Source organism: Nocardioides sp. Soil805, from assembly GCF_001429625.1.
In the GTDB taxonomy this organism is placed as follows: domain Bacteria; phylum Actinomycetota; class Actinomycetes; order Propionibacteriales; family Nocardioidaceae; genus Nocardioides.
Genome location: NZ_LMSU01000003.1, coordinates 225,699 through 250,941, shown reverse-complemented (window position 1 = coordinate 250,941; position 25,243 = coordinate 225,699). Strand labels below are relative to the sequence as shown.

Here is a 25,243-nt window from a genome sequence, read left to right as displayed (position 1 = left end):
GGTCGTTCCGGGTGGCGACCGGAACAATCGGAGGAAAATTCGTGAAGCTCCTCAACAGAGGGCTTGCACTCGCAGTCGTGGGGGCCGGCCTCGCCGCCCTCCCCACGATGGGGGCGCAGGCACTGCCAGCAGCTGGTGCTGGCGACAACGGCCTGAGGGCCATGACGGCGCAGGCGGACACCGACGTCGCCGTCAGCGGTGAGAGCGCGACCGGCAAGGTCGGCTTCATCCGCGTCAAGGGCGACGGTGACCTGATGCCGGGCCGCGCAGCCGACTCCGCGGACACCGCGGCGGCCAAGACCGACGCGTACCTCGCGAAGTACGCGCCCAACTTCGGTGCCCGTGCCGGCGAGCTCGACGAGAGCGCCGTCATCGCCAACAAGTTCGGGTGGACCGTCGTCTACAAGCAGTCCTACCAGGGCGTGCCCGTCTTCGGCGGCACCCTCAAGGCCAACGTCGACCGCGACGGCGACCTCACCTCGGTCAGCGGCTTCGCCGCACCCGACCTGGACCTGAGCGTCACGCCCGGTCGCAGCGCGAGCGCCGCTGCCGAGCGGGCCGTCGCCACGGTCAAGGCCCACCCGCCGACCAGCGAGAGCGGCGACGACGTGGACGTCAGCGGCCTGCGCGCCGCGTCCAACGAGCTGATGGTCTACCGCCAGGGCGCCGTCAAGGGCGACGCGGGCAAGGCCGTCCTCGTCTACCAGGTCGAGGTCACCAACGTCACCAAGGACGGCAAGGGCGGCAACATCCGCGACCACGTCTTCCTCGACGCCAGCACCCTCAAGCCCGTCAACCGCTACTCGGACGTGCACGAGGCGCTGGACCGCGCCCTGTTCACCACCGACTACGACCCGGCGACGGGCGAGGGCGGCACTCCCTCCCCGGTCTGGTTCGAGGGCGACCCGTTCCCGGGAACGCTCGACCAGGACCAGCAGAACCTCGTGAACTCGACCGGCGAGTCCTACTCGCTGTTCTTCAACACGTTCGGCGTGGACTCCTACGACGACGCGGGCAGCACGATGATCACGCTGCACAACCGTCCGGACTCCTGCCCCAACGCCTCCTGGAACGGCGCCTACACGAGCTACTGCGCGGGCGTCTACAGCGACGACGTCGTCTCGCACGAGTGGGGCCACGCCTACACCGAGTACAACTCCGGCCTGATCTACCAGTGGCAGTCCGGTGCGCTCAACGAGGCGTACTCCGACGTCTGGGGCGAGACCCTCGACCAGCTCAACGGGCGTGAGGACGCCGGCGAGGTCGACGCTCCGCGCGTCGACGGCCAGTGCTCCAAGTACACCCGTGGTGCCATCGGCGCGACGATCAACTCGCCGGCCGCCGTCGCCGGCCCGTGCGCCGGTGCGGTCGCTGCCTCGTTCGGTCCGGTCTTCGACGCCGCCGGCACCACCGCCGACGTCGTCGTCGCGCTCGACGCGGCCAACGACGCGGGCCCGACCGTCAACGACGGGTGCACCCCCTTCACCAACGCGGGTGCCGTGGCCGGCAAGTGGGCCTACGTCGACCGGGGCACCTGTGCCTTCGTCGACAAGATCGACAACGCCGAGGCCGCCGGTGCCACCGGCATCGTCGTCGGCAACGCCCCGGGGCGCCCGCTGGGCTCCATCGCGGCCGAGTCGAACCTCTACGGCCTCATGGTCACCGACGCCGACGGCACCAAGATCAAGTCGGCCGGCACGGTCAACATGACGGTCAAGGACGTCGAGACCAACCCGAAGACCGACTCGCACCGCTGGCTGATCGGCGAGCAGTCGACCGCCTTCGGTGGCGCCATCCGCGACATGTGGAACCCGACCTGCTACGGCGACCCGGGCAAGGTGTCCGACGCCGAGTACCACTGCACCGCCGACGACAACGGCGGCGTCCACGGCAACTCCGCGGTGCCCAACCACGGCTACGCCCTGCTGGTCGACGGTGGCACCTTCAACGGACAGACCGTTGCGGGCATCGGTCTCGACAAGGCTGCGAACATCTACTTCAAGGCCCAGAACGAGTACCTGACCGAGACGTCGGACTTCGTCGACCACGCGGACTCCCTCGAGGCCGCCTGCTCGGCGCTGGTCAACAAGCCGATCGCCGCGCTCAACCTGGAGATCGGCGGGACCGTCGAGCTGGCCGACCGCATCACTGCGGCCGACTGCCAGCAGGTCACCAAGGCCATCGCGGCCGTGGAGCTCCGCATGGACCCGACCGAGGAGTGCGGCTGGGAGCCGATCCTGGCCACCACCGGGGAGCCCACGTTCACCTGTGGCGAGGGCCAGTCGACCAAGACGCTGTTCTCGGACGACTTCGAGGCCGGCATCGCGGCCTGGACTGCTGACCAGGAGGTCGTCTTCGCGGGGGCCACCGGCCGCCCGTGGGCAGCCTCGACCGACGCTCCGGGCAACCACCCCGGCGGCGTCGCCTTCGGTCCGGACCCGGGTGACGGCAACTGCGCCGGCGACGCCGGCGACATCTCGGGTCGCGACTCGATCGTCAGCCCGGCGATCCCCGTCCCGGCCTCGTCCAAGGCTCCGCGCCTCTCGTTCGACCACTACATGGCGACCGAGGCCGGCTACGACGGTGGCAACGTCAAGGTGTCGGTCAACGGCGGTCCGTTCGCCCTGATCGCCGACTCGGCCTACGTCTTCAACGGCTACAACGCCACCCTGGAGACCGCCGCCGGCGGCAACACCAACCCGATGGCCGGCGAGGCCGCCTTCAGCGGCACCAACCCCGGTTCCGTCTTCGGCTCGTGGGGCACCAGCCACGTCGACCTCTCCAAGGCCGGCGTCAAGGCGGGCGACAGCGTCAAGATCCGGTTCGACCTGGGTCGCGACGGCTGCGGCGGCGTCGACGGTTGGTACGTCGACAACGTCAAGGTCCAGGCCTGCGACGACAGCGCCACCAAGGTGACTGCCGTGCACGTCCCGGAGCCCTCGACGGCCGGCAACGCCTCCAAGGTCAACGTCACCGTCGCTCGCGACGGCTCGACCGGCACGGCCCCGGCCGGCACGGTGGACCTGGTCAAGGCCGACGGCACGAAGATCGCCACCGGCACGCTGAACGGCGGTCAGGTCTCCCTGGCCCTGCCGGCCGACCTTCCGGTCGGGACCCACGTGATGACCGCGAAGTACCTCGGTGGCGGCGGCTTCGCCCCCGGGTCGGCCAACGTCACGGTCACGGTCAAGGCCGCGCCGGCTCCGAAGCCGACGTCCTCGACCCAGGCCAAGCTCAAGCCGCTGAAGCCCTCCCTCAAGGAGAACTTCAAGGCCATCGTCAAGGTCGCCGCGTCCGACGACTCGGACGTGACCGGCAAGGTCGTGCTCAAGCTCGACGGCAAGTGGCTCGGCAAGCGTCTCGTCGACGACGGGCGCATGGTCTACAAGATCCGCAAGGACCTGAAGGTCGGCAAGCACAAGCTCGTCGCGATCTACAAGGGTTCCTCGGCGGTCGAGGGCAGCAGGGACAAGCTGAAGTTCCGCGTCAAGCGCTGACCTGAGCAGTTCCTGACGAACGACACGACGGGGCCCCGGTGGAGTGATCCACCGGGGCCCCGTTGCCGTTGTCGGGCCGCGGTCCCTCAGCGCAGCCCGGCGAGCCAGGGCAGCACGACCAGGGCGCTGGGCAGGGCCAGCAGCGCGAGCGCGGACAGCGAGACCAGCGCCGACTGGACCCGGTGCGACCGGGTGTCCACGAGCACCGCGACCCGCTCGGCCAGCCCGGTCCCGACGGCAGCGAGCGCGCCGCCCGGAGCCCGCGACCCGGCCAGGGCGAGCAGCGCCGCGGCCAGCGCACGCCGGTCGCCACGGCGTACGGCGGCCCGGTCGGCGAGGACCTCGACGAGCACCTGCACCTCGTGGTGGGCGGCGCCGCTCGAGACCCACCTCGGGAACGCGCGGTGCAGCACGGTGAAGGCCTCCAGCACCAGGTCGTGGCGCGCCCGGAGGTGCGAGCGCTCGTGCGCCACCACGGCCGCGAGCTCGGCCGGGGCGAGACGCGTCAGGGTCGAGCGGGACACCACGATCCGCGAGCCGGACATCCCCGGCACGCAGTAGGCGACCGGCACCTCGTGGTCGAGCACGAGGATGCCCTGCTGGAGGATGTCGTGGTCCACGCGGGCCAGGAGGTCCACCTGCTCGCGGTGCCGGCGGCGCAGCCGGCGCAGCGTGGTCCCGGTGCGGTGGCCGCTCAGCAGCAGCCGGCCGAGCACCACGACCGTCACTCCCCCGGCCAGCGCGGCCAACAGGACGTCGAGCACGCCGACCTCGCCCTCCCAGAGCCGGTGGGTGACCAGCGACAGGCCGGCACCGAGCGCGGCCAGCACCGCGGCCAGGGCGGTGCTCTGCCACAGCAGCATCGCCGCCACCGGCGTGTGCCGCAGCCGCTCGGAACGGGACAGGACCCGGGGCAGCGGGCTGGCCAGCACCAGCGCCAGGGCGCCCAGGACCAGGGGTGTCAGCACGGCGGAGCGGTCAGGCCAGCTCGCCGAGGGCGCGGCGCAGGGCCGCGATGTCCGCCTCGTCGGCGTCGGCGACGAAGGACACGAGCGCCGAGCCACGCTCCTCGGCCGCCATGTCGGACAGCGTCTCGCGCATCAGCTCGGCGGTCAGGTCGGCGCGGCTCACCCGCGGCCGGTAGCGGTACGCACGTCCCTCGCGCTGCTGCTCGACGTACTCCTTGCGGGCCAGCCGGTCCATGACCGTCATCACCGTCGTGTACGCCAGGCGACGGTCGGAGAGCGACTCGTGCACCTCGCGCACGGTCGCCCACTGCTCGTCGTCGAGCCCCCACAGCGTGTTCATGACCGCCTGCTCGAGCTCACCCATCCGGGACCTTGGACCCATACCTGCGGAGTCTAGGTGCCCTGTGCCCGGAAGTACGACACGGCGTAGTATCTACTACGATGAGTAGTAGGTCTTCGCCGACTCATCGACGGTTCTACACACGACGGTTCTACACAGTGGTCTCAGCCCGGGAGCAGGTACATGGACGTCCTCGACATCGCACGCTGGCAGTTCGGCATCATCACCGTCTACCACTTCATGTTCGTCCCGCTCACGATCGGGCTGACCGCGATGGTCGCCGGCTTCGAGACCGCGTGGGTGCGCACCCGCAACGAGGACTACCTGCGCCTCACCAAGTTCTTCGGCAAGCTGATGCTCATCAACTTCGCCATCGGCGTCGTCACCGGCATCGTGCAGGAGTTCCAGTTCGGGATGAACTGGTCCGACTACTCGCGCTTCGTCGGCGACGTCTTCGGCGCACCGCTCGCCATCGAGGGCCTGCTCGCGTTCTTCCTCGAGTCGACGTTCCTCGGGTTGTGGATCTTCGGCTGGGACAAGCTCCCCCGCGCCCTGCACGCGTCGTGCATGTGGATCGTCCACATCGGCACGCTCTTCTCCTCGTGGTTCATCCTGGCCGCCAACTCCTGGATGCAGCACCCGGTCGGGCACACCTACAACCCCGAGACCGGACGGGCCGAGCTCACCGACTTCTGGGCGGTGATGTTCAACAAGGTCCAGCTGGTGACCTTCCCCCACGTGATCGCCTCCGCCTACCTCACCGCGGGTGCCTTCGTCGTGGGCGTCGCCGGCTGGCTCTACGTCCGCCGCGGACACGAGGCCGACCGCGGCCTGTACCGGCGCGCCGTACGCATCGGCGCCACCGTCACCCTGCTCGCCGGGCTCGGCGTCGCGATCTCCGGCGACGTCCAGGGCAAGATCATGACCGAGGTGCAGCCGATGAAGATGGCTGCCGCCGAGGGGCTCTTCCAGACCGAGCAGCCCGCGTCGTTCTCCGTCTTCACCATCGGCACCCCGGACGGGACCGAGGAGAAGTTCGCCATCAAGATCCCGGGCCTGCTGAGCTTCCTCGGCACCGGGTCCTTCGACGGCGAGGTCAGGGGCATCGACGAGCTGCGCGAGGAGTACCTCGCGACGTACGGGCAGGACCCGGGCGCCGCCTACTACTCGGCCGGTGACTACGTGCCCGTCGTGCCGATCACCTACTGGTCCTTCCGGTTCATGATCGGGCTCGGCATGGCGGCGGCCGCGGGTGCGGCACTGGTGCTGTGGCTGACCCGCCGCGGTCGCGTGCCGGGCGCCCGCTGGTTCCCCTGGCTGGCCGTGGGCCTGCCCGTGCTGGCGGTGGCCGCCAACTCGTTCGGCTGGATCTTCACCGAGATGGGTCGACAGCCCTGGGTGGTCTTCGGGCTGATGACCACCGAGAACGCCGTGTCCCCCAGCGTCAGCACCTTTGAGGCCGCCACGTCCCTCATCGTGCTCACCCTGCTGTACGCCGTGCTGGCCGTCGTCGAGCTGGGCCTGCTCGTGAAGTACGTCCGCAGGGGCGCGGACCCCTTCGTCGAGCCCCCGGACGTGCCCGTCGGCGGGCACGACGACGACGCCCCGATGGCCTTCGCCTACTGAGACAAGGATCGACATGGAACTCACCACCGTCTGGTTCGGCCTCATCGCCGTCCTGTGGATCGGCTACTTCTGCCTCGAGGGCTTCGACTTCGGCGTCGGGATGCTGCTGCCCGTGCTCGCCCGCAACGACACCGAGCGCCGGGTCATGTACAACTCCGTCGGCCCCGTGTGGGACGGCAACGAGGTGTGGGTGCTGGTCGCGGGCGGCGCCACCTTCGCCGCGTTCCCGGAGTGGTACGCCACCCTCTTCAGCGGCTTCTACCTCCCTCTGCTGCTGATCCTCGTCGGCCTGATCGTGCGCGGGCTCGCGTTCGAGTACCGCGCCAAGCGGGACGAGGACCGGTGGCGGGCCCGCTGGGACCTCGCCCTGATCATCGGGTCGGTGGTGCCGGCCTTCCTGTGGGGCGTGGCCTTCGCCAACATCGTCGCCGGGGTGCCGATCGACGCCGACAAGGAGTTCACCGGCAACCTCTTCACCCTGCTCAACCCGTTCGGCCTGCTCGGCGGGCTGGTCACGCTGACCCTCTTCGCGACCCACGGCGCGATGTTCGTGGCCCTCAAGACCGACGGCGACATCCGCCACCGGGCCCGTGACCTCGCCGTGCGCATCGGCGCCGGGGCGGCGGTCCTGGCCGTCGTCTTCCTCGTGTGGACGCAGGTCAAGACCGGCACGGCCGTCTCGGCGGTCCTGTTCGTCGCGGCCGCGCTCGCCCAGGTGGGCGGCCTCGTCGCCGCTCGTGCCGGCCGGGAGGGCTGGGCGTTCCTCGGCACCTTCGTCACCATCGGGCTCGCGGTGGCCGGCCTCTTCGTCGGACTCTTCCCCGACGTGATGCCGTCGTCCACGGACGCGGCGTACTCGCTGACGACCACCAACGCCGCCGCGACGTCGTACACGCTGGAGGTCATGACCTGGGTGGCGGTGATCTTCACCCCGATCGTGCTGCTCTACCAGGGCTGGACCTACTGGGTCTTCCGCAAGCGGATCGCGGTCCACCACATCCCGACCGCACCGGCCGCGACGGCGAGCCACTGACGATGCGACCGCTGGACCCGCAGGTGCTCCCCCACCTGCTGCCCGCCCGTCGGTCGCTGGCCGTGGTGGTGGGCGCGGGGGTCGCCGGGGGCGTGCTGACCCTGGCGCAGGCGTGGGCGATCGGGGCCCTGGTCGTGCGACTCGTGACCGATCCGGGGGGCACCGGCTGGCACGCAGCGGCGCTGGCCCTCCTCGTGGTGGTCACGCTGCGGGCCCTGGTCGAGCACCTGGGCGACCTGGCCTCGGCGCGGGCCGCCGCGCGGGTGTCGAGCACCCTGCGGCGCCGGCTGCTGGCCGCGGCCGTCGCCCGGCCCGGCCGGGCCGCACCCGAGCCGGACGCCCTGGTGCTGCTGGCGACCCGGGGGGCCACCAGCGTCGAGCCCTACGTCACCCGTTACCTGCCGGCCCTCGTGCTCGCCGCCGTGCTGCCCCCACTCACGGTCGCCGCGATCTGGTGGCTCGACTGGCTCTCGGGCCTCATCGTGCTGCTGACCCTCCCGCTGGTGCCGGTCTTCGCGGCCCTGGTGGGGATGACGACCCGCGACCGTGCCGCCCTGCAGTGGCGTGAGCTGGGCGTGCTGTCGGGTCACTTCCTGGACGTGGTGCGCGGACTGCCCACGCTGGTGGCGCACCGCCGGGCCGAGGCCCAGGTCGCCCGGATCGGCGCGGTCACCGAGCGCTACCGCCGGGCGACGGTGGACACGCTGCGGCTGGCCTTCGCCTCCTCGAGCGTGCTCGAGCTGGTCGCCACCCTCTCCGTGGCGCTGGTCGCGGTGTGCGTCGGCCTGCGGCTGGCCGACGCGGGCATCGGCTTCCAGACTGCCCTCGTCGTGCTGCTGCTCGCGCCCGAGGCCTACTGGCCGCTGCGCCGCGTCGGCGCGGAGTTCCACGCGGCTGCCGAGGGCACCGCCGCCCTCACCGGGGCGACGCACGCGCTGGCCGCCCTGGAGGACGGCAGCCCCGGCACCCGGGTCCCCGACTCGGTGCGCGTGCACCTCGCCGGCCTCGCTCCCGGCCACCCCGGCTCCTCGCAGGCCCTGACCGAGCCGCTGGAGCTCGCCCTGCCCGCGCGCGGCCTGGTGGCCGTCGCGGGCCCGAGCGGGTGCGGCAAGTCGACGCTGCTCCAGACCCTGCGCGGCGAGCTCGCGCCGTACGCCGGACGGGTGCTGGTCGGCGGCGTCGACCTGGCCGACGTCGACCCGGGCTGGTGGCGCCGGCAGGTCTCCTGGCTGCCCCAGCGCCCGTGGCTGAGCACGGGCACCCTCCGGGACAACCTCCTCCTCGGCGCCCCGGCGGCGACCGATGCTCAGCTGTGGAGTGCGCTGGCCGAGCTCGAGATGACCGACGTCGTGGCCGCCCACCCGGACGGGCTCGACCGGGTGCTCGGCGAGGACGGCGCCGGCCTCTCCGCCGGGCAGCGCGCCCGGCTGGCGATGACGCGGGTGCTGCTGGCCGAGCGTCCCGTGGTCCTCCTCGACGAGCCGAGCGCCCACCTCGACGGCGCCACCGAGCGGGTCCTGCTGGAGGCCGTACAGGCCCTGGCCGAGCAGTCCCTGGTCGTGGTGGTCGCCCACCGGCCGGCGGTGCTGGCCGCGGCCGACGTGGTCGTCGACCTGCACCCGCGCACCGCCGCGGCCCTGCCGGCCGCGCCCGCGGTCGCCGTGCACGCACCCGCTGCCCGCCCGACTCCGCCCGAGCCCGACGTGGTGGCGCCCCCGCCCGCCTGGGCCGGTCCGCTCGCGACCCTGCTCGGCGTGCTGTCCACCGCGGCCGGCGTGGCGTTGACGGCCACCGCCGCGTGGCTGATCACCCGGGCCAGCGCCCATCCCCCGGTGCTCGTGCTGATGGTGGCCATCGTCGGCGTGCGGACCTTCGGCATCGCCCGGCCGGTGCTGCGGCACGCCGAGCGGCTGCTCTCGCACGACGTCGCGCTGCACGAGCTCGCGCGGCACCGGACGGCCGTGTACGCCGCGCTGGTGCCGCTGGTGCCCGGCGCCCTCCGGGTCGCGGGACCGCGTCGCGGCGACCTGCTGGCCTCGGTGGTCGACGACGTCGACTCGCTGCTCGACGCCCGGCTGCGGGTGCGCCAACCGGTGGTCACCGCGTTGTCCGTCGGCCTGCTGGCCGCCGCGCTGGCCTGGTGGTGGGCACCTCCAGCCGGACTCGTCGTGGCCGCGCTGGTGGGCGTCGGGGTGCTCGCCGGGCTGTGGGGGCGGCGCGGCGCCCGGGTGGCCGAGCCCACGCACCTGCGCCACCGCGCGCGGGTCTCCGCGCTGACCGAGGAGGTCGTGGCGGCCCGCGACGAGCTCCGCCAGTGGCAGGCGTCGACCGATGCCCTGGGCGCCGTCGACGCCGAGGGCGCGGCCCTGGCGCGCGCCGTACGCCGCTCGGTGCGGGCCGTCTCGACCGGCCACGCCGTCGTCCGCGTGGCCACCGGCGTGGCCGTGGTCGCCGTCGCAGCGGCCGTCCCCGTCGGGGCGGTGCCGCCGGCCACCCTGGCCCTCCTGCTGCTCCTCCCGGTGGCGCTCGGCGAGGTCCTGGCGGCCCTGGCCGACGCCGGCGCGCTCTCGGTGCGCACGGATGCGGCGCGGGCGCGGCTCGACCGGCTGGCCACCCTTCCCCCGCTCGTCACGGACCCGGACCGGCCCGTCCCGGTGCCGGACGTCCCGGTCCCGCTGTCCCTCACGGGCGTGAGCGCGGGGTGGGGCGCCGAGCCGTGCCTGCGCGACCTCGACCTGACGGTGCGCCCCGGCAAGCGGGTCGCGGTCCGCGGTCCCTCCGGCAGCGGCAAGTCGACGCTGGCCTCCCTGCTGGCGCGACACCTCGACCCGGTCGCGGGCAGCGTGCGGCTCGGTGCGGTGGACGTGCGCGACGCCACGCTCGACGACGTACGACGCGAGGTCCTGCTCGTCGGGGACGACCCGCACGTCTTCGCCTCCAGCATCTGCGAGAACGTGCGCCTCGCCCGGCCCGGGGCCGGCGACGAGGAGGTGGCCGAGGCGCTCACCCGGGCCCGGCTGGGGGCGTGGGTGGAGTCCCTGCCCGAGGGCATGCACACCCTCGTGGGCAGCGCCGGACTCGCGGTGTCGGGTGGCGAGCGGGCCAGGATCGGCGTGGCTCGTGCGCTGCTGGCCGACCCGGCGGTGCTGGTGCTCGACGAGCCGACCGCCCACCTCGACAGGGCGACGGCCGAGGAGGTCGCCGGGGTCCTGATGACGGACCGATCCGACCGTGCGCTCGTGTGGATCACCCACGGCACGGTCGGCCTCGACCGGGTCGACGCGGCCCTCGAGCTGGACGGGGCCGACGGGACCGGGGTCAGGCCACCGCAGGATGGACGCGTGGCAGTGCCAGCGTGAAGGTGCTCCCCCGCCCCAGGACGGACTCGACCTCGATCCGGCCTCCGTGGGACTCCACGATGCGGCGCGAGATCGCCAGCCCCAGCCCGGTGCCGGGGATGGAGAGGGCCTCGGGGTTGCTCGAGCGGTGGAACGCCGAGAAGAGGTGCACCTGGTCGGCCTCGGAGATGCCCAGCCCGGAGTCGTGGACCGCGATCCGCAGCCACGTGGGGTCGCACTCGACCTCGACCCGCACGGTCCCGCCCGGGCGCGTGTACTTGACGGCGTTGTTGACCAGGTTGTCGACGACGAGGGAGAGCTCCTCGGGGTCCCCCTGGACCGTCACCGGCTCGCAGCAGGCCGTCATCTCGACCGTCACCCGGCCCGTGTCGGCGAGCATGCCCGCCAGGTCGATGGCAGCGCGACAGACCTCCACGAGGTCGATGTCCACCCGCACCGAGGCGAGGCGGTCCTGCACACGGGAGTAGTCGAGGAGGTTCTGCACGAGCCGGTTGAGGCGCTCGGCGTTGCGCGCGATGGCCTCCACCGAGCGGTGCTCGTGGATCTCGCCGAGCAGCTCGGCGTGGCCGATGATCGTGGTGAGGGGCGTCTTGAGCTCGTGGCTGATGGTGGTGATGAGCTCGCCCTTGTAGCGGTCGAGCTCGCGCAGCTCGGACACCAGCCGCTGCTCGGTCTCCAGGAGCCGGGCGCTGTGCACGCTGCGTCCGAGCTCGCGGGCGATCTCGGCGACCGCGTCGACCTCGGCGGGCTGGAGCGGCCCCCGCGTGCCGGGGAAGCCGATGACGATGTAGCCGAGCAGCTCCAGGGCCACGCCCATCGGCACCACGACGACGCTGTCGGCGCCCACGGAGGCCATCATCTCCTGCAGCTTGGGCAGGCTGGCCGGCAGTCGGTCGCAGGTCTCGTCACCGCGGTGGACCACCACCGGTTCGGGGTTGGGCCACACCGAGGAGAGGTCCGCACGCAGGCTCGCCGCGCCCGCGCCGGACGGGTTGGGCCGCGGGTGGCCGGCCGCCACCCCGTTGGACATGTCCTCGTCCGGGTAGCAGCGCATCCAGACCTGGGTCGCCTCCAGCCCCCGGTGGACGGCCTCGCACGCCTCGGCCAGGATCGCGTCCAGCCCGGGCTGGCTGCCCGCCTGGGCCACCTCCTTGACCGTCGACCCCAGCCGCACCTGCTCGGCCAGCTGCTCGCGCTGCTGGGCGTTGCTCAGGGCCAGCCCCGCCTGCACGACGAACATCTCCAGCAGCTCGCGCTCGTGCCGCGAGGGGATGCGGCTGTCGGGCGGCAGGTCGACGGCCATGTTGCCCAGCAGCCTGCCGGTCGCCGAGTAGAGCGGCGCGTACAGCGCGTCCTCCGGGTGCCAGGCCATCGGGTCGTCGATCGGCTCGTAGTCGGGGATCCAGGCGTTGGTGAGCCGCGCGTTGTCCATCCGTCCGTGCGGGACGAAGCGCAGGATGCCCCAGCGGTCGGCCTGGCGGAACTCGTCGAGGATCTCCGACGCCGGCGTGCGGCGCCCGAGGACCTGGCGGCGTACGTCGTCCGGCCCCGCCACCGCGGTCATCACCAGCGTGTCGCCCTCGAGACGGGCGATGGCCGCCACGCCGTAGCCGAGGACCTCACAGACGCCGTGGACGATCTCCTCGAGGACGTCCGCGGTGTCGGTGGAGGAGTTGACCCGTCGGACGAGCTCGGAGAGCCGCTGGAGCGCGGGCGCGGGCGCCGACTCCTCCGGCACCTGTTGAGCCCCCGTGGACACCGCTCAGGCCTCGAGGACGACCGGGATGATCATCGGACGGCGACGGTGGGCCTTGTTGACCCACCGGCCGACGACGCGACGTACGGTCTGCTGCAGCTGGTAGGAGTCCACCATCCCGTCGGCGACCGCCTTGTCGATCGCGTCGATGATGCCCGGCTTGATGGCGTCGAAGATCGAGTCGTCCTCGGCGAAGCCGCGGGCGTGGATCTCCGGCCCGCCGGCGACCTTGCCGGTCACCGAGTCGACGACGACGATGACCGAGATGAAGCCCTCCTCGCCGAGGATGCGGCGGTCCTTCATGGACGTCTCGGAGACGTCGCCGATCGTGGTGCCGTCGACGAAGACGTAGCCGCAGTCGACCTTGCCGGCGATCTTCGCGACGCCGTCGACGAGGTCGACGACCACGCCGTCCTCGGCCATCACGACCCGCTCGCGCGGCACGCCGGTGGCCACGGCCAGGTCGGCGTTGGCGCGCATGTGGCGGATCTCGCCGTGGATGGGCAGCACGTTGCGGGGCTTGACGATGTTGTAGCAGTAGAGGAGCTCGCCGGCGCTCGCGTGGCCGCTGACGTGGACCAGCGCGTTGCCCTTGTGCACGACGTTGGCGCCCCAGCGGGACAGGCCGTTGATGACGCGGTAGACGGCGTTCTCGTTGCCGGGGATCAGCGAGCTGGCCAGGACGACAGTGTCGCCCTCCTCGAGGTGGACGAAGGCGTGGCTGCGCTGGGCGATGCGGCTCAGCGCGCTGAGCGGCTCACCCTGCGAGCCGGTGGAGATCAGCACCTGGCGCTCGGGGGGCAGGTCCGCGAGCTCCTTGGCGTCGACCAGCACGCCGGCGGGCACGTGGAGGTAGCCGAGGTCCTTGGCGATGGCCATGTTGCGGACCATCGAGCGACCGACGTAGGCGATCTTGCGGTTGTTGGCGACCGCCGCGTCGATGACCTGCTGGACGCGGTGCACGTGCGAGGCGAAGCAGGCCACGATGATGCGCTGCGCCGACTTGTGGAACACCCGGTCGAGGATGGGGGCGATGTCCTTCTCGGACGTCGTGAACCCCGGGACCTCGGCGTTGGTCGAGTCGGTCATGAACAGGTCGACGCCCTCGTCGCCGAGGCGGGCGAACTCGTTGAGGTCGGTGATCCGGCCGTCCAGCGGCAGCTGGTCCATCTTGAAGTCGCCGGTGTGCAGCACCACGCCGGCACCGGTGCGGATGACCACCGCGAGCGCGTCGGGGATGGAGTGGTTGACCGCCACGAACTCGAGCACGAACGGCCCGAACGTGATGGTCTCCCCCTCCTTCACCACGTGGTGCACGGTCTCCTTGAGACGGTGCTCGCGCAGCTTGGAGCCCAGCAGGGCCAGGGTCAGCTCGGAGCCCACGAGCGGGATGTCGCCGCGCTCGCGCAGGAGGTACGGCGTGGCGCCGATGTGGTCCTCGTGACCGTGGGTCAGGACCAGGGCCTCGACCTTGTCGAGGCGGTCCCGGATCGAGTCGAAGTCGGGAAGGATCAGGTCGACGCCGGGGTGGTGGTCCTCGGGGAACAGGACGCCGCAGTCGACGATGAGCAGCCGGTCGGCGTACTCGAAGACGGTCATGTTGCGGCCGACCTCGCCGAGGCCGCCGAGCGGGATGACGCGCAGTGCGCCTTCGGCCAGCGGCGCAGGGGTGGTCAGCTCGGGATGGGGGTGGCTCAAGGGTCTCCTCAGATCAGTTCGGACGCGACCAGCCCGGCACGCAGTGCCGCGACCTCGTCGTCGTCGAGCGCAACGAGCGGTCCGCGCACGTTGCGGTTGTCCAGCACGCCGAGCAGCTGCAGGGCAGCCTTGGCGGTCGTTGCTCCGTAGTTGGGGACGCCCATGACGGCGTCGAAGGCCGGCATGAGCCGGGCGTACGTCGTGCGGGCGGCGTCGAGGTCGCCCGCGAGGAAGTCGTCGATCATCCGCTTCAGCTCGTCGCCGGCGACGTGGCCGACCACGCTGACCAGGCCGCACCCGCCGTGCGCGAGGTAGCCGAGGGTGTTGGAGTCGTCGCCCGAGTAGACGGCGTACCCGAGCTCCCGCAGCCGGACGGTGCGGGGCAGGTCGCCGGTGGCGTCCTTGACGGCGACGACGTGCGGCAGGTCGCGCAGGGCGGCGTACGTCTCGAGGGCGATCGTGGTGACCGTGCGCGGCGGCACGTCGTAGAGCATCACCGGGAGGTCGCTGACGCCGGCGACCGTGCGGAAGTGCTGGAGCACCCCGGCCTGGCTTGGCTTGTTGTAGTAGGGCGTCACGAGCAGGACGCCGTCGACGCCGATCTTCGCGGCCTGCTCGGCCAGCTCGACGGAGTGGGCGGTCGCGTTGGTCCCGACCCCGGCGACCACGGTGCCGCGGTCGCCGACCGCGTCTTTGACCGCCTGCAGGATCCGGCCGTCCTCGGCCACCGTGGTGGTCGGCGACTCGCCGGTGGTGCCGCTGACGACGACGCCGTCGTGACCGTGGTCGAGGAGGTGGACGGCGATCGCGGCCGTGGCCTCCAGGTCGACCTCCCCGTCGTCGGTGAACGCCGTCGCCATCGCGGTCAACAGGCGCCCGAACGGTGCTGCGGAGGTCATGGGGTCAGGCTACCGCGAAGGTGACCCCCTCCCGTCCCTCGCCACTCCCTCGTCACTCCCCTCGTCAGGTCGCTCGTCTCGTGCCCGGTGTCGTGCCCGGTCTCGTGCCCGGTCTCGTGCCTGGTCTCGCGCCCGGTGTGGCGGACACGACGAACGCCCTGGGGGTGTCCCCACCACCGTTGTCGGAGCCGACGCCTATGGTCGTGACGTGATCTCCCGATGAGCAAGATGGACAACCTCCGCGCGATGCGTGAGGCCAAGTTCGCCGCCAACGCCAAGCGTGCGTCGTCGACCGCGGGTTCCGCGCCGACCAGGAAGGCCGCGCCCGTGGCCCCCGCCGCGCCTCGCCCTTCTGAGGCGACCGGGTCGACCGACGCGCCCCCGGCCACCGACGAGGCCCTGTGCGGGCACCGCAACATGAGCGGTCGCACGTGCACCCGCGAGGCCGGGCACGCGGCCAAGAGCCACCGCTACTCCTGACCTCGCTCGGCGCACGCGCGCGTCGCGTGCCGACCGGTGGTCACCAGCTGCCGGGAAAGCGGGCCGTGCCCGCGACGACGGCGAGGACCACCGCACCGGCGACGGCCGACGCGAGCAGGAGCTCGCGACCCAGGTGTCGCCAGGGCAGCACGAGCAGCAGGGCGAGCCCGGCCAGTGCCACCGAGCCCGGCAGCGCAGCGATCGCCGCGCGCGGCTCCGCCACACCTGCCGCCGCACCCAGCACGAGACCGACCGCGAGCGCACGTCGTACGGCGACCGGGCGACTCCCGCGTGCGAGCCCCACCACCGTCACCGCACCCCCGTTCGGCAGCTGGTCGGGGGCCAGGACGCGGAGGAGCAACGTCGCGGTCGCCGGGTCCGTCACCACCACGAGGTCGCGGAACCGGTCGCGCAGGGCGTGGCGCCTCACCAGCTCGTCCAGGCGGTGACCGCGGCCGGCGTCGGGGTAGCTCACCTGCGCCAGGAGCATCTCCACCCGGGGCTCGACCTCGAGGACGTGCACCACTCGCTTGGCCTCGGCGGTCGGCGCAGTGAGGACCACGGGGTCGCGGCCCAGGTCGCCACGGATGCCCCGCAGCTCCGCCTCGCTCGCCGTGGTGCTGACCACGAGGATGCGTTGGTGATCGGGCACGCGGCGACGATAGCCGGGCCGTGCGCGAAGGCGTGCCGGGATCCCGAGGTGGCTGCGTCCGGCCCGAGGGGACGCCGATGCTCACGTCGTCCCGTGTCCGGACGGAGGGGCCGGGCCGGCCATGGACGCGGCGCGCTCGCCTGACGAGTAGCTCGCCCGCTCGTCGGCCCGAGCGTTCCACCGATCGGCAGGACCATTGCCGCGCGAAGCCCCGACGGGCGGTCGTCGGCACCGTCCGGACGTGCCTGTGACCCCGCCGGGTGGTGCTGGGGCGGGGTGCGGGGCATGGTGGCTACAGGTCGGGCGGGTTGGCGGTGCCGCGGTCGGGCCAGGCGCGGCCGAGGGGTCGGCTGCCGGTGTGGTCGCGCAGGTACGTGTACCCCAACGGACTCGTCCAGGTGAAGACACCCGGGTCCGTCATCTCATAGCGCCACCGGCCGTGGGTCTTCAACCGGTGGTGCCGGCGGCACAGGGCGGCGAGGTTGTCGGTGCTGGTCCGGCCGCCCTGCTCGGGATGGTCGTGGTCGTAGGCCACGACGTGGTCGAGGTCGCAGCGCCTCGCGTTGCGTCCGCACCACGGGAACACACACGTCCCGTCGCGGACGATCACGTGCTCACGGATCTTCTCAGTGGGCTCATAGCCGCGGCACTCGAGGCGTTCGCGCAGGTCGATGACCGGCTTGACGACCACGGCCACGTCGGGGCGGCCGCACCAGGCCCGGATCTGCTCGACCGACAGCAGCCGCTGGCTGGCCTGCTCGATCCGCCCGACCAGCTCCTGGCCGGTCCCGGCTGTCGTCAGGTCGTGGTGGGTGATGGCGTCGGCGGACAGGTGCGCGTGGAGCACGACCTGGGTTGCCGGGGCGGAGGAGCCAGTCGCAACCGGTGACGTCTCGGCGTCGTTCTCGTCGAAGCCGAGGGTGAGCTGGGTCCGCGCCAGGTCGCCGAGCGCGGTCGCCCGACGTCCATCGACGGTGTCGGTTGACCCCAGCTTCGCCAGGTGCTCGGCACCCGACTTCACCGCAGCCGCCAGAGCGAGCGCGTCGGGTATCTCCAGGCTCGCCTCCAGCCCCATCGTGCCGTCGTAGGACGCCTGCTCGGTGTCGAAGGTGACGTGCCGCTTGTCCGCACTCTTCTCCAGGGCATCAGCCACCTGATCGGGCATGAACCGCACCCGAGCCTCGTCCACCACCCGAGCCAGCTGCGCGGGCGTCAACCGGGAGGCGCACCAAAACACCTGCCCATCGACATACGTCGCCGCTTCCAACGACAGGTCGATAGTGGTGTCCGCGACCAGCCGCGCCCGCCACCCCGCAACCAGACCGCCCTGCACCGCACCCCACAGCTTGGGGAGGCGATAGGCCAGCTCGACGCACTGCGACAGGAAGTGCCCCGCGGAGTCGTTGGTGCGACCGAGCATGGTCGCGAACTCCGGGACGCAGAACTCGTCGATCGCCGGCGACCCCTCACCCGCGAACGTCTTCGGNCCCCGCGACCAGGCCCGCCTGCACGGCACCCCAGAGCTGGGGGAGGCGGTAGGCGATCTCGACGCACTGGGACAGGAAGTGCCCCGCGGAGTCGTTGGTGCGACCGAGCATGGTCGCGAACTCCGGGACGCAGAACTCGTCGATCGCCGGCGACCCCTCACCCGCGAACGTCTTCGGCGAGGTGAAGCACGCCTCGGCGAACTCCGGATCCGCCAGGTGAAGGTCGGCCCAGTGGACGCCGAGGCGCATCATCTCCACGTCCTCGGCCGCGGCCCGCTCGCGCGAGGCCCGGATCGCGCGCAGCAGCGCGGCCGGGGTCTCCGGCAGCGCGGGTGCGGCGGTCGATGTCATGGGTCAAGCCAAGCAGGGACCACCGACAATCAGACCCCGAAAACAGGGGTTCCGACCGGCATGTGGACACCACTTCTCGAGCAGTTCGCACTGACCCCGAGAGCCCGCGAGAGACACGGCGCTGGACGGCGTACCGACGTGCACGGAAGTGCCCGGTCGGCGCGATCCAGGTGCCAGGAAGGGGGAGGTCGGCGCGATCCAGGTGCCAGGAAGGGGGAGGTCGGCACGATCCAGGAGCCAGACAGCGTCCAGTCGGCGTACTGAAGTGCACCCAAGTGCCCGCTCGGCGACTCCCACGCGCACGAAACTGCCCGGTCGGCGCGATCCAGGTGCCAGGAACTGCCCGCTCGGCGCGATCCAGGTGCCAGAAAGTGCCCGGTCGGCGTATCCAGGTGCCAGCAAGTGCCCGGTCGGCGCGATCCAGGTGCCAGGAAGTGCCCGGTCGGCGAACGGCGGCGCGCATACTCGCTCCATGGCCTACGACGAAGCCCTCGCCGCGCGGGTGCGCGACGAGCTCGGGGCGACGGCCGGGGTGACGGAGCGGAGGATGTTCGGCGGCCTCGGGTTCATGGTCGGGGGCCACATGGCGGTCGCGGCGAGCAGCAGCGGTGACCTGATGGTCCGCGCCGACCCGGCCGACGCGGACGCGTGGATCGACGGGGACGACGTCCGGGCCATGGAGATGCGCGGACGCCCCATGACGGGGTGGGTGCTCGTGACGACCGCGGCGCTCACCGACGACACGGCCCTGGCCACGTGGGTCGAGCGGGGCGTGGGCTACGCCCGGTCGCTCCCGCCGAAGTAGGCCGGCGCGACCCGCTCCCACCACACCCAGTCGAGCCCGAGGTCGGGCCGCGGGACGCGACGTACCTCGCGCCACTCGGCCAGCGGGAACTCCGGATAGGTGGCGTCGCCCGGAGGCGAGAGGTGCACCTCCGTGAGCACCTGGTGGGTGGCGTGCGGCATCGCCGCGGAGTAGACCTGCGTCCCCCCGGCGACCACCGTGTCCCCCGGCAGCGTGCCGCACAGGGCGAGAGCGTCGGGGAGCGTGTGCGCGACGTGCACGCCCTCGAAACCCGGCGACCACGAGGGGTCCCGGGTGAGCACGACTGTGGTCCGCCCGGGCAGCGGCCGACCGATCGAGTCCCACGTCGCCCGCCCCATCAGCAGGGTGTGGCCGATGGTGACCTCCTTGAAGTGCGCGAAGTCCTCGGGGATCCGCCACGGGATCTCGCCGTCGGCGCCGATGACCCGGTTGTCGCCGTACGCCGCGACCATGACCACGCGCCTGCCGTCCTCGTGCACGGCGCCGACCCTACTCACCCGGCGCGAACGGGCCCCGTCCAGTGGAGTGGGCCCGGCGCCGTCGCAGTGTGGCCGTCGTCGAGGTTGGCGAAGTGGAGCCGACGTCCCCACTGCTCACTGAGGACGCTGAACCGCAGGCTGGCCGGGTCGCCGAGACAGGATCGCGGCACCACCGCCGTCACGACGTCCCGGGAGTAGTCGATGCGATGGCGGACCGTGCAGGTGAGGTCGCCTCCGTGGGCGTCCATGAGGATGACGTGGCCTTGACGGTCATCGCGCCGGGCCTGCACGCCCAGCGTCGTCCGCCGCCCGCCGGGTGCCCGCATGTCCACCCACAGCGTGAACCGCCGCCCGACGGGCCTCAGCTCCACGAACCGGGCGCGCACCACGACGCGGTCCCGGGTATGCCGGAACCGGACCCGCACCATGTCGCCGATGCGCGCGTCGGGCGCCGCCACCCCCGTGGTGGCGCCTTCCTCGACGGTGAACATGTCCCCCGTCGCGTCCCGCAGCCTCGCGGAGTCGGCCAGCGCCGGCGGGGCGGTCAGGAGGGGCACCAGGATGAGCACCGGGAGGAGGGCCGGCAGGAGCAGTACGCCGCGGCGCAGTGTCGCGAAGCGTCGTCGAAGTCTCATCGAGTCCCCCGTGGGTCGAGCCTGCTCCACTGTGGAACCTCCAGGCCGCCGGGGACAAGGGACTTTCGCCCCCGTCGCACGGACCAGCCGCGCGCCGGCACAGCAGCCGGAGCGTCACAGCAGCAGGCGGGTGGGAGCATCGGACCATGGCAGGAAGACCCGAGCCGGCCGGGCCAGTACCTCGCGGAGGCGTCGCCGTCGGCCACTGCACCGGAGGAGGGGGCACCGTGACGATCACCCTGCGGGAGATCACGGAGGACAACGCCGAGTCCGTCCTTGCCCTTCGTTCCACGCCACAGCAGGAGAAGTTCGTCTCCACGGTGGACTACTCACTGACGGTGGAGCTGGTGCGCGACCACGGTGGCACCGAGCTGCTCACCAGCCATGTCCCCGGCGAGGGCGGCCCTGCCGGGTTCTACGCCCGACTCGGCTTCACCCCGACCGGCGAGGTCGACGCCGACGGGGAGATCCTCCTGCGCCGAACCGTCCACGGGTGACCGGCCGGGCCCCGTACCGAGTCACACGGCAACGGGCGCCTTGATCGCGGGGTGCGGGTCGTAGCCCTCGAGGGTGATGTGCTCGAGGTCGAAGCCGTCGATGGTCGTGACCGACGGGTCGAGCCTCAGCGTCGGCAGCGGCCGGGGCTCGCGGGTGAGCTGGAGCCGGGCCTGCTCGACGTGGTTGGAGTAGAGGTGCGCGTCCCCGATGGTGTGCACGAAGTCCCCGACCTCCAGACCGGTCACCTGCGCGACCATGTGGGTGAGCAGGGCGTACGACGCGATGTTGAACGGCACCCCGAGGAAGACGTCGCCACTGCGCTGGTAGAGCTGGCACGACAACCGGCCGGGACCGGAGTCGAACGGGGCGACGTAGAACTGGATCAGCGTGTGGCACGGCGGCAGCGCCATGTCGGGCACGTCGGCGACATTCCACGCGCTGATGATGTGGCGGCGGCTGTCGGGGTTGGCGCGGATCTGCTCGATGACCTGCGCGACCTGGTCGACGTGCCGGCCGTCGGGGGTGGGCCACGAGCGCCACTGGTGGCCGTAGATCGGGCCCAGGTCGCCGTCGGCGTCGGCCCACTCGTCCCAGATGGAGATGCCGCGGTCGTGCAGCCACTTCACGTTGGTGTCGCCGCGCAGGAACCACAGCAGCTCGCCGAAGACGCTGCGCGTGTGCACCTTCTTGGTCGTCACCAGCGGGAAGCCGGCACGCAGGTCGTAGCGCGTCTGGTGGCCGAAGACCGACAGCGTGCCGGTGCCCGTGCGGTCGTCCTTCGCCACGCCGTCGTCGAGCAGGCGCTGGAGCAGGTCGAGGTAGGGCTGCATGCCGACAGGCTAGTCGCCGAGGTCGACGTCGCCCACGATGCGGGAGACGGTGTCCCCGCCGACCCAGACGGCCTCCCCGACGCGGGACACGTGCACCCGGCCGTCGCGCCCGATCGCGGCCCCCTGGGCGGCGACGTACGACACGGGCAGCGCGCCGCCGGCGAGCCACTGGCCGATCCCGGCGTTGAGCGAGCCGGTGACCGGGTCCTCGGTCACGCCGAGGCCAGGGCAGAAGGCCCGCACCTCGCAGGCGGTCTCGCCGCCGGCACGGGGGCCGACGACCCCGATGTCCATCCCGGCGAACTCGTGCCACGCCGGCTCGAGGGCCAGCACCGCGTCCGCGGAGGCCAGCAGCACGCCCACCCAGCCCGGGCCGTTGTCGATCCAGGCGCTGTCGAGCACCTCGTCGCGCCCGATCCGCAGCGCCTGCACGATCCGGTCCAGGTCCTCCTCGGACACCGGGCCGCTGCGCACCAGTGGCGGCGCCTCGAAGGCGAGCCGGTCGCCGCGGCGTACGGTCACCAGACCGGCCCCGCACTCCTGCACCACGACCCCGTCGCTGGCCGGGGCTCCCCCGGCCTCCAGCCACGCGTGCGCCGTGCCCAGCGTCGGGTGCCCGGCGAACGGCAGCTCGGCGTCCGGGGTGAAGATCCGCACCCGGTAGTCGGCACCCGGGTCGGTGGGCGTGAGCAGGAACGTCGTCTCGCTCAGGTTGGTCCAGTGCGCGAAGGCGCGCATCTGCGCGTCGGTGAGGCCGTCGGCGTCGTGGACGACGGCCACCGGGTTGCCCCGCATCGGCTCGGCCGAGAAGACGTCGACCTGGCGGAAGGAACGCATGGGGCCACGCTAGCCGTACTGACCGACGGCGCTCAGCGCAGCCGCGCGCCCGACTCCACCAGCCGGGTGACGCACCCGCCGTCCCGGCAGACGAGGAACACCCGCTTCCCGGTCTCGGACAGTCGTACGTAGGTGCCGGCGTCGGGGTTGCTGCTGTTGATCTCGACCAGGTGCAGCGTCGTCCCGTCCGGTGCCACGACCGACTGCAGCACCCGGTCGGCCGGGTTGAGGTCGGGCGGCCTCGCGCCGCCCTCGGGGGCGGGGTCGAGCACACCGTCGTACGACGAGAGGTCGCCGTCGGCGTCCACGCGCTGCACCTCGCCGTCCCGCTCCACGAGCACCCCGTCCCCGTCGGCCGCGAAGCCGCCGAGGTCCGGCAGGGTCACCGCCACCTCGGCCAGGTGCAGCTCGGTGCCGTCGTACCAGGGCACGGGCAGCGGGTTGGTCTCCTCGGCGACCGCCGGTGGCTGCGGGCGCAGCGACCACGCGACACCGGCCAGCACGACCAGGACGAGCACGCCGGCCGCCCGCCGGGCGATCCGCCGGCGACGCGGGCGGTCCAGCTCGAGCTCGACCTGCTCACGCACCCGGGCCTCGACGTCGTCCTCGCGCTCGAGCCTCCGCCAGCCGCGGCGGAGGCGGGCCAGCGCGCGGTCCACCGCGGCCTCGGCCACCGGCCCGCCGCCGTGCTCGGCGACCAGCAGGTCGCGACGCGCGGCGACGAACGCCGCGTGCCCCTGATCACCGTGCCCCTCGTGTGCAGGCATCTCCACCTCCGGCACGGGTTCGGCGCGGGCCCCGCGCCGGATGGGTCAGGCGGACCCGGTCACGCGGTGGCGTGCGCGATCGCCGCCCGGACACCGAAGACCAGCACGTCGCCGTCGCGCCACGGCGCCGCGACGTCCTCGAAGGAGGCGCGCATGCGCTCCTGCACGTCCTCCGCCTGTGCGTGCCAGGCGACCCCGAAGTTGCCGACACCCGTCATCCCGGCCCAGAGGTCCTCGGGCCGCACCCGCCAGTCCCACTCGCTGGCGCCGACGTCGACCACCTGCAGGTCCGCCTGCGCGAGCAGGTCGCCCAGGCCCTCCGGCGAGCGCTCGAAGTCCAGCTCCGGGGCGAGGCGCGGCATCGCGGGCCGCACGGCGCCGGCGTCGTCGAGCAGGGTGTTCCACAACGTCGCCTGGGGCGGCAGCTGGGCCGGCCAGATGGTCGCCACGACGTGCCCGCCGGTACGCGTCACCGCGGTCAGCCCCCGGGCGGCGGCGCGTGGGTCGTCGACGTGGTTGAGGACGAAGTTGGCGACGACGGCGTCGAAGGAGGCGTCGTCGTACGGCAGGTCGGGCAGGGCGCCGCGGCGTACGTCGGCCGCCGAGCGCGAGGTGGCGAGCGCGACCATCTCGGGGTCGGGGTCGACGGCGTGCACGACGTGCCCGGCACCGACCAGCGACTCGGCGACGTGGCCTGAGCCGCACCCGACGTCGAGCACCCGTGCGCCGGGAGGCAGGTGGGCGAGGAGCGCCTCGGTGGTGCCGGCGCACAGGGTCGCGAAGGAGCGCTCGTACGCCGCAGCGACGTCGTCCCAGAGAGCCTCGGCCATCAGCGCGTCCTCACGCGTGCAGCGACATCGGTCCGTAGACCTGCCGCTCGTGCTCGAAGAGGGTGACGGCGTCGACGCCGGCGTCGGCGAGCTCGGCGTAGACCTCACCCACCCAGGACTCGGCGTCGGCCTGCGACGCGAAGCGCTGGCCGTCGTGCTCGGGTGCCTCCACCGGGGAGCCGGAGGCGTCCTCGAGGCGCCACCACCACGGGCGCTCGGAGGCGCTGGGCTGGCGGAAGGTCGGGGGCTGGCCGGGAAGCATCAGGACTCCCTCACGGAGGTGTCGACGAAGGGCGGCTTGGTCAGCCTGAAGATCTCACGGCGTCCGCGCACGTCGACGCCGACCTCCGCGTCCTCGGCCACCATGGTCGGGATCAGGGCGAGGCCGATGCCCTTCTTGAGCGTCGGGGAGAAGGTGCCGGAGGTGATGTCCGCCAGTGGCACGTCCTGGGTGAGGGTGACGCCCATGCCGGGGCGCGGGATGCCGCGACCGACGGCCACCAGGCCGCGCAGCCGGCGCTTCGGGCCGGCCTCCTTCTCGGCGACGAGCGCGTCCTTGCCCCAGAAGGCGTCCTTCTTCCAGCCGACCGCCCAGCCGAGGCCGGCCTGCACCGGCGTGACGTCGAGGCTGATGTCCTGGCCGTGGAGCGGGTAGCCCATCTCGGTGCGCAGCGTGTCGCGGGCACCGAGGCCGCACGGGAGGATGCCGTGCTCGGCGCCGGCCGCGAGGATCGCGTCCCACAGTCCGCGGGCGCCCTCGTTGGCCACGATCAGCTCGTAGCCCCGCTCGCCGGTGTAGCCGGTGCGGCAGACCACGACGTCCGGCCCTTCGAAGGGGGCCTCGACGAAGGACATGTAGTCGTGCCCGGTGGGCAGGCCGATCGCCTCGAGCACCTCGTCCGACCTCGGCCCCTGGACGGCCAGCACGGCGTAGTCGCGGTGGTGGTCGGTGACCGTGACGCCCTCGGGCGCGGCCTCGCTCAGGCGGCGTACGACCTCGGCGGTGTTGGCGGCGTTGGGGACCAGCAGCACGTGCTCGTCGTCCTGGTAGTAGGCGATGAGGTCGTCGACGATCCCGCCCGTCTCGGCATCGCAGCACAGCGTGTACTGCGCCTTGCCGGGCGCGATCTTGCGCAGGTCGTTGGACAGCGTCGCGTTGACGAACTCCGCGGCGCCCGTCCCGGTCACCATCGCCTTGCCCAGGTGGCTCACGTCGAAGACGCCGACCGCCTCGCGGACGGCGGTGTGCTCCTTGACCACGCCGGAGGGGTACTCGAGGGGCATCGACCAGCCGCCGAACTCGGCGAGCTTGGCGCCCAGGGCGACGTGCGCCTCGTGGAGGGGAGACTGCTCCAGCATCTGCTCGGACATGCCGGGAAACCTACCCCAGCGCGG

Annotated in this window: 22 protein-coding genes and 1 pseudogene; 7 read left to right on the top strand and 16 right to left on the bottom strand. The window is 72.5% G+C overall.

The features are described 5' to 3' along the window. The first annotated feature begins 161 nt into the window (after window positions 1–161). On the top strand, window positions 162–3,497 hold the full coding sequence (locus tag ASG94_RS16120; RefSeq protein ID WP_056927499.1) for a M4 family metallopeptidase: 3,336 nt from the start codon (window positions 162–164) through the stop codon (window positions 3,495–3,497). An 86-nt stretch (window positions 3,498–3,583) separates the two neighbouring features. Here the strand turns inward: ASG94_RS16120 and ASG94_RS16115 are convergent, their stop codons facing one another. Together ASG94_RS16115 and ASG94_RS16110 are read right to left on the bottom strand one after the other, a co-directional pair. Continuing rightward, window positions 3,584–4,465: a M56 family metallopeptidase gene (locus ASG94_RS16115; RefSeq protein WP_056927498.1), complete on the bottom strand. Its 882-nt coding sequence runs from the start codon at window positions 4,463–4,465 to the stop codon at window positions 3,584–3,586. Window positions 4,466–4,475: 10 nt separating this feature from the next. Continuing rightward, window positions 4,476–4,829: a BlaI/MecI/CopY family transcriptional regulator gene (locus tag ASG94_RS16110; protein WP_327152783.1), complete on the bottom strand. Its 354-nt coding sequence runs from the start codon at window positions 4,827–4,829 to the stop codon at window positions 4,476–4,478. Between the two features lie 159 nt (window positions 4,830–4,988). Between ASG94_RS16110 and ASG94_RS16105 the strand changes: the two genes are divergently transcribed. The 3 genes from ASG94_RS16105 to cydD are packed head-to-tail and all read left to right on the top strand — an operon-like array spanning window position 4,989 to window position 10,823. Further along, a complete protein-coding gene (locus tag ASG94_RS16105; RefSeq protein ID WP_056927496.1) occupies window positions 4,989–6,431 on the top strand; it encodes a cytochrome ubiquinol oxidase subunit I in 1,443 nt (480 codons plus the stop codon). Window positions 6,432–6,444: 13 nt separating this feature from the next. Then, window positions 6,445–7,464, top strand: a complete 1,020-nt coding sequence (cydB, locus tag ASG94_RS16100; protein WP_056927495.1) for a cytochrome d ubiquinol oxidase subunit II — start codon at window positions 6,445–6,447, stop codon at window positions 7,462–7,464. A gap of 2 nt (window positions 7,465–7,466) precedes the next feature. Further along, on the top strand, window positions 7,467–10,823 hold the full coding sequence (gene cydD / locus ASG94_RS16095; protein WP_056927494.1) for a thiol reductant ABC exporter subunit CydD: 3,357 nt from the start codon (window positions 7,467–7,469) through the stop codon (window positions 10,821–10,823). On the opposite strand, the gene ASG94_RS16090 is transcribed toward cydD, so the two are convergent. From ASG94_RS16090 to dapA, 3 genes are read right to left on the bottom strand one after another with little or no spacing between them, the layout of a single operon-like run. After that, the gene (locus tag ASG94_RS16090; protein WP_056927493.1) at window positions 10,783–12,561 is read right to left on the bottom strand and encodes a sensor histidine kinase; all 1,779 of its coding nucleotides are present in this window, start codon (window positions 12,559–12,561) and stop codon (window positions 10,783–10,785) included. The genes cydD and ASG94_RS16090 overlap by 41 nt on opposite strands. A gap of 24 nt (window positions 12,562–12,585) precedes the next feature. Further along, window positions 12,586–14,277, bottom strand: a complete 1,692-nt coding sequence (locus tag ASG94_RS16085) for a ribonuclease J (RefSeq protein ID WP_056927492.1) — start codon at window positions 14,275–14,277, stop codon at window positions 12,586–12,588. Window positions 14,278–14,285: 8 nt separating this feature from the next. Continuing rightward, on the bottom strand, window positions 14,286–15,176 hold the full coding sequence (dapA, locus tag ASG94_RS16080) for a 4-hydroxy-tetrahydrodipicolinate synthase (RefSeq protein WP_056927491.1): 891 nt from the start codon (window positions 15,174–15,176) through the stop codon (window positions 14,286–14,288). 219 nt (window positions 15,177–15,395) lie between these two features. On the opposite strand from dapA, the gene ASG94_RS16075 reads away from it, so the two are divergent. Next, on the top strand, window positions 15,396–15,656 hold the full coding sequence (locus tag ASG94_RS16075) for a hypothetical protein (protein WP_056927490.1): 261 nt from the start codon (window positions 15,396–15,398) through the stop codon (window positions 15,654–15,656). A gap of 40 nt (window positions 15,657–15,696) precedes the next feature. Here ASG94_RS16075 and ASG94_RS16070 read toward each other — a convergent pair whose 3' ends face one another. The 3 genes and pseudogenes from ASG94_RS16070 to ASG94_RS16060 all read right to left on the bottom strand — a co-directional run. Continuing rightward, window positions 15,697–16,308 carry a hypothetical protein gene (locus tag ASG94_RS16070; RefSeq protein ID WP_056927489.1) on the bottom strand — a complete coding sequence of 204 codons (612 nt, stop codon included), beginning with the start codon at window positions 16,306–16,308 and terminating at the stop codon, window positions 15,697–15,699. A gap of 292 nt (window positions 16,309–16,600) precedes the next feature. Continuing rightward, on the bottom strand, window positions 16,601–17,383 hold the full coding sequence (locus ASG94_RS22665) for an HNH endonuclease (RefSeq protein WP_442938521.1): 783 nt from the start codon (window positions 17,381–17,383) through the stop codon (window positions 16,601–16,603). A gap of 412 nt (window positions 17,384–17,795) precedes the next feature. After that, window positions 17,796–18,146, bottom strand: a pseudogene (locus ASG94_RS16060) (hypothetical protein); the annotation flags it as partial. Window positions 18,147–18,618: 472 nt separating this feature from the next. On the opposite strand from ASG94_RS16060, the gene ASG94_RS16055 reads away from it, so the two are divergent. Continuing rightward, window positions 18,619–18,951: a TfoX/Sxy family protein gene (locus tag ASG94_RS16055; protein WP_056927486.1), complete on the top strand. Its 333-nt coding sequence runs from the start codon at window positions 18,619–18,621 to the stop codon at window positions 18,949–18,951. Here the strand turns inward: ASG94_RS16055 and ASG94_RS16050 are convergent. Both ASG94_RS16050 and ASG94_RS16045 read right to left on the bottom strand, forming a co-directional pair. Beyond that, window positions 18,924–19,451, bottom strand: a complete 528-nt coding sequence (locus ASG94_RS16050) for a dihydrofolate reductase (protein WP_156411634.1) — start codon at window positions 19,449–19,451, stop codon at window positions 18,924–18,926. The genes ASG94_RS16055 and ASG94_RS16050 overlap by 28 nt on opposite strands. A 14-nt stretch (window positions 19,452–19,465) precedes the next feature. Continuing rightward, window positions 19,466–20,086: a hypothetical protein gene (locus ASG94_RS16045; protein ID WP_156411633.1), complete on the bottom strand. Its 621-nt coding sequence runs from the start codon at window positions 20,084–20,086 to the stop codon at window positions 19,466–19,468. A 227-nt stretch (window positions 20,087–20,313) separates the two neighbouring features. Here ASG94_RS16045 and ASG94_RS16040 point away from each other — a divergent pair, with 227 nt between their 5' ends. Then, window positions 20,314–20,583 carry a hypothetical protein gene (locus tag ASG94_RS16040; RefSeq protein ID WP_056927484.1) on the top strand — a complete coding sequence of 90 codons (270 nt, stop codon included), beginning with the start codon at window positions 20,314–20,316 and terminating at the stop codon, window positions 20,581–20,583. A 21-nt stretch (window positions 20,584–20,604) separates the two neighbouring features. Here the strand turns inward: ASG94_RS16040 and ASG94_RS16035 are convergent, their stop codons facing one another. Genes ASG94_RS16035 through gcvT form a run of 6 tightly spaced genes read right to left on the bottom strand, consistent with a single transcriptional unit; the run spans window position 20,605 to window position 25,219 of the window. Then, window positions 20,605–21,414 carry a thymidylate synthase gene (locus ASG94_RS16035; protein ID WP_056927483.1) on the bottom strand — a complete coding sequence of 270 codons (810 nt, stop codon included), beginning with the start codon at window positions 21,412–21,414 and terminating at the stop codon, window positions 20,605–20,607. Window positions 21,415–21,423: 9 nt separating this feature from the next. Continuing rightward, the gene (locus ASG94_RS16030) at window positions 21,424–22,251 is read right to left on the bottom strand and encodes a PhzF family phenazine biosynthesis protein (RefSeq protein WP_056927482.1); all 828 of its coding nucleotides are present in this window, start codon (window positions 22,249–22,251) and stop codon (window positions 21,424–21,426) included. A 32-nt stretch (window positions 22,252–22,283) separates the two neighbouring features. Next, window positions 22,284–23,018 (bottom strand): hypothetical protein, encoded by a 735-nt coding sequence (locus tag ASG94_RS16025; protein ID WP_156411632.1) that lies wholly within the window; start codon window positions 23,016–23,018, stop codon window positions 22,284–22,286. A gap of 59 nt (window positions 23,019–23,077) precedes the next feature. Next, window positions 23,078–23,848 carry a class I SAM-dependent methyltransferase gene (locus ASG94_RS16020; RefSeq protein WP_056927480.1) on the bottom strand — a complete coding sequence of 257 codons (771 nt, stop codon included), beginning with the start codon at window positions 23,846–23,848 and terminating at the stop codon, window positions 23,078–23,080. Window positions 23,849–23,858: 10 nt separating this feature from the next. Further along, a complete protein-coding gene (locus ASG94_RS16015) occupies window positions 23,859–24,110 on the bottom strand; it encodes a hypothetical protein (RefSeq protein WP_056927479.1) in 252 nt (83 codons plus the stop codon). Beyond that, window positions 24,110–25,219 carry a glycine cleavage system aminomethyltransferase GcvT gene (gcvT, locus tag ASG94_RS16010; RefSeq protein WP_056927478.1) on the bottom strand — a complete coding sequence of 370 codons (1,110 nt, stop codon included), beginning with the start codon at window positions 25,217–25,219 and terminating at the stop codon, window positions 24,110–24,112. The genes ASG94_RS16015 and gcvT overlap by 1 nt, the downstream gene beginning before the upstream one ends. Window positions 25,220–25,243 lie beyond the last annotated feature (24 nt).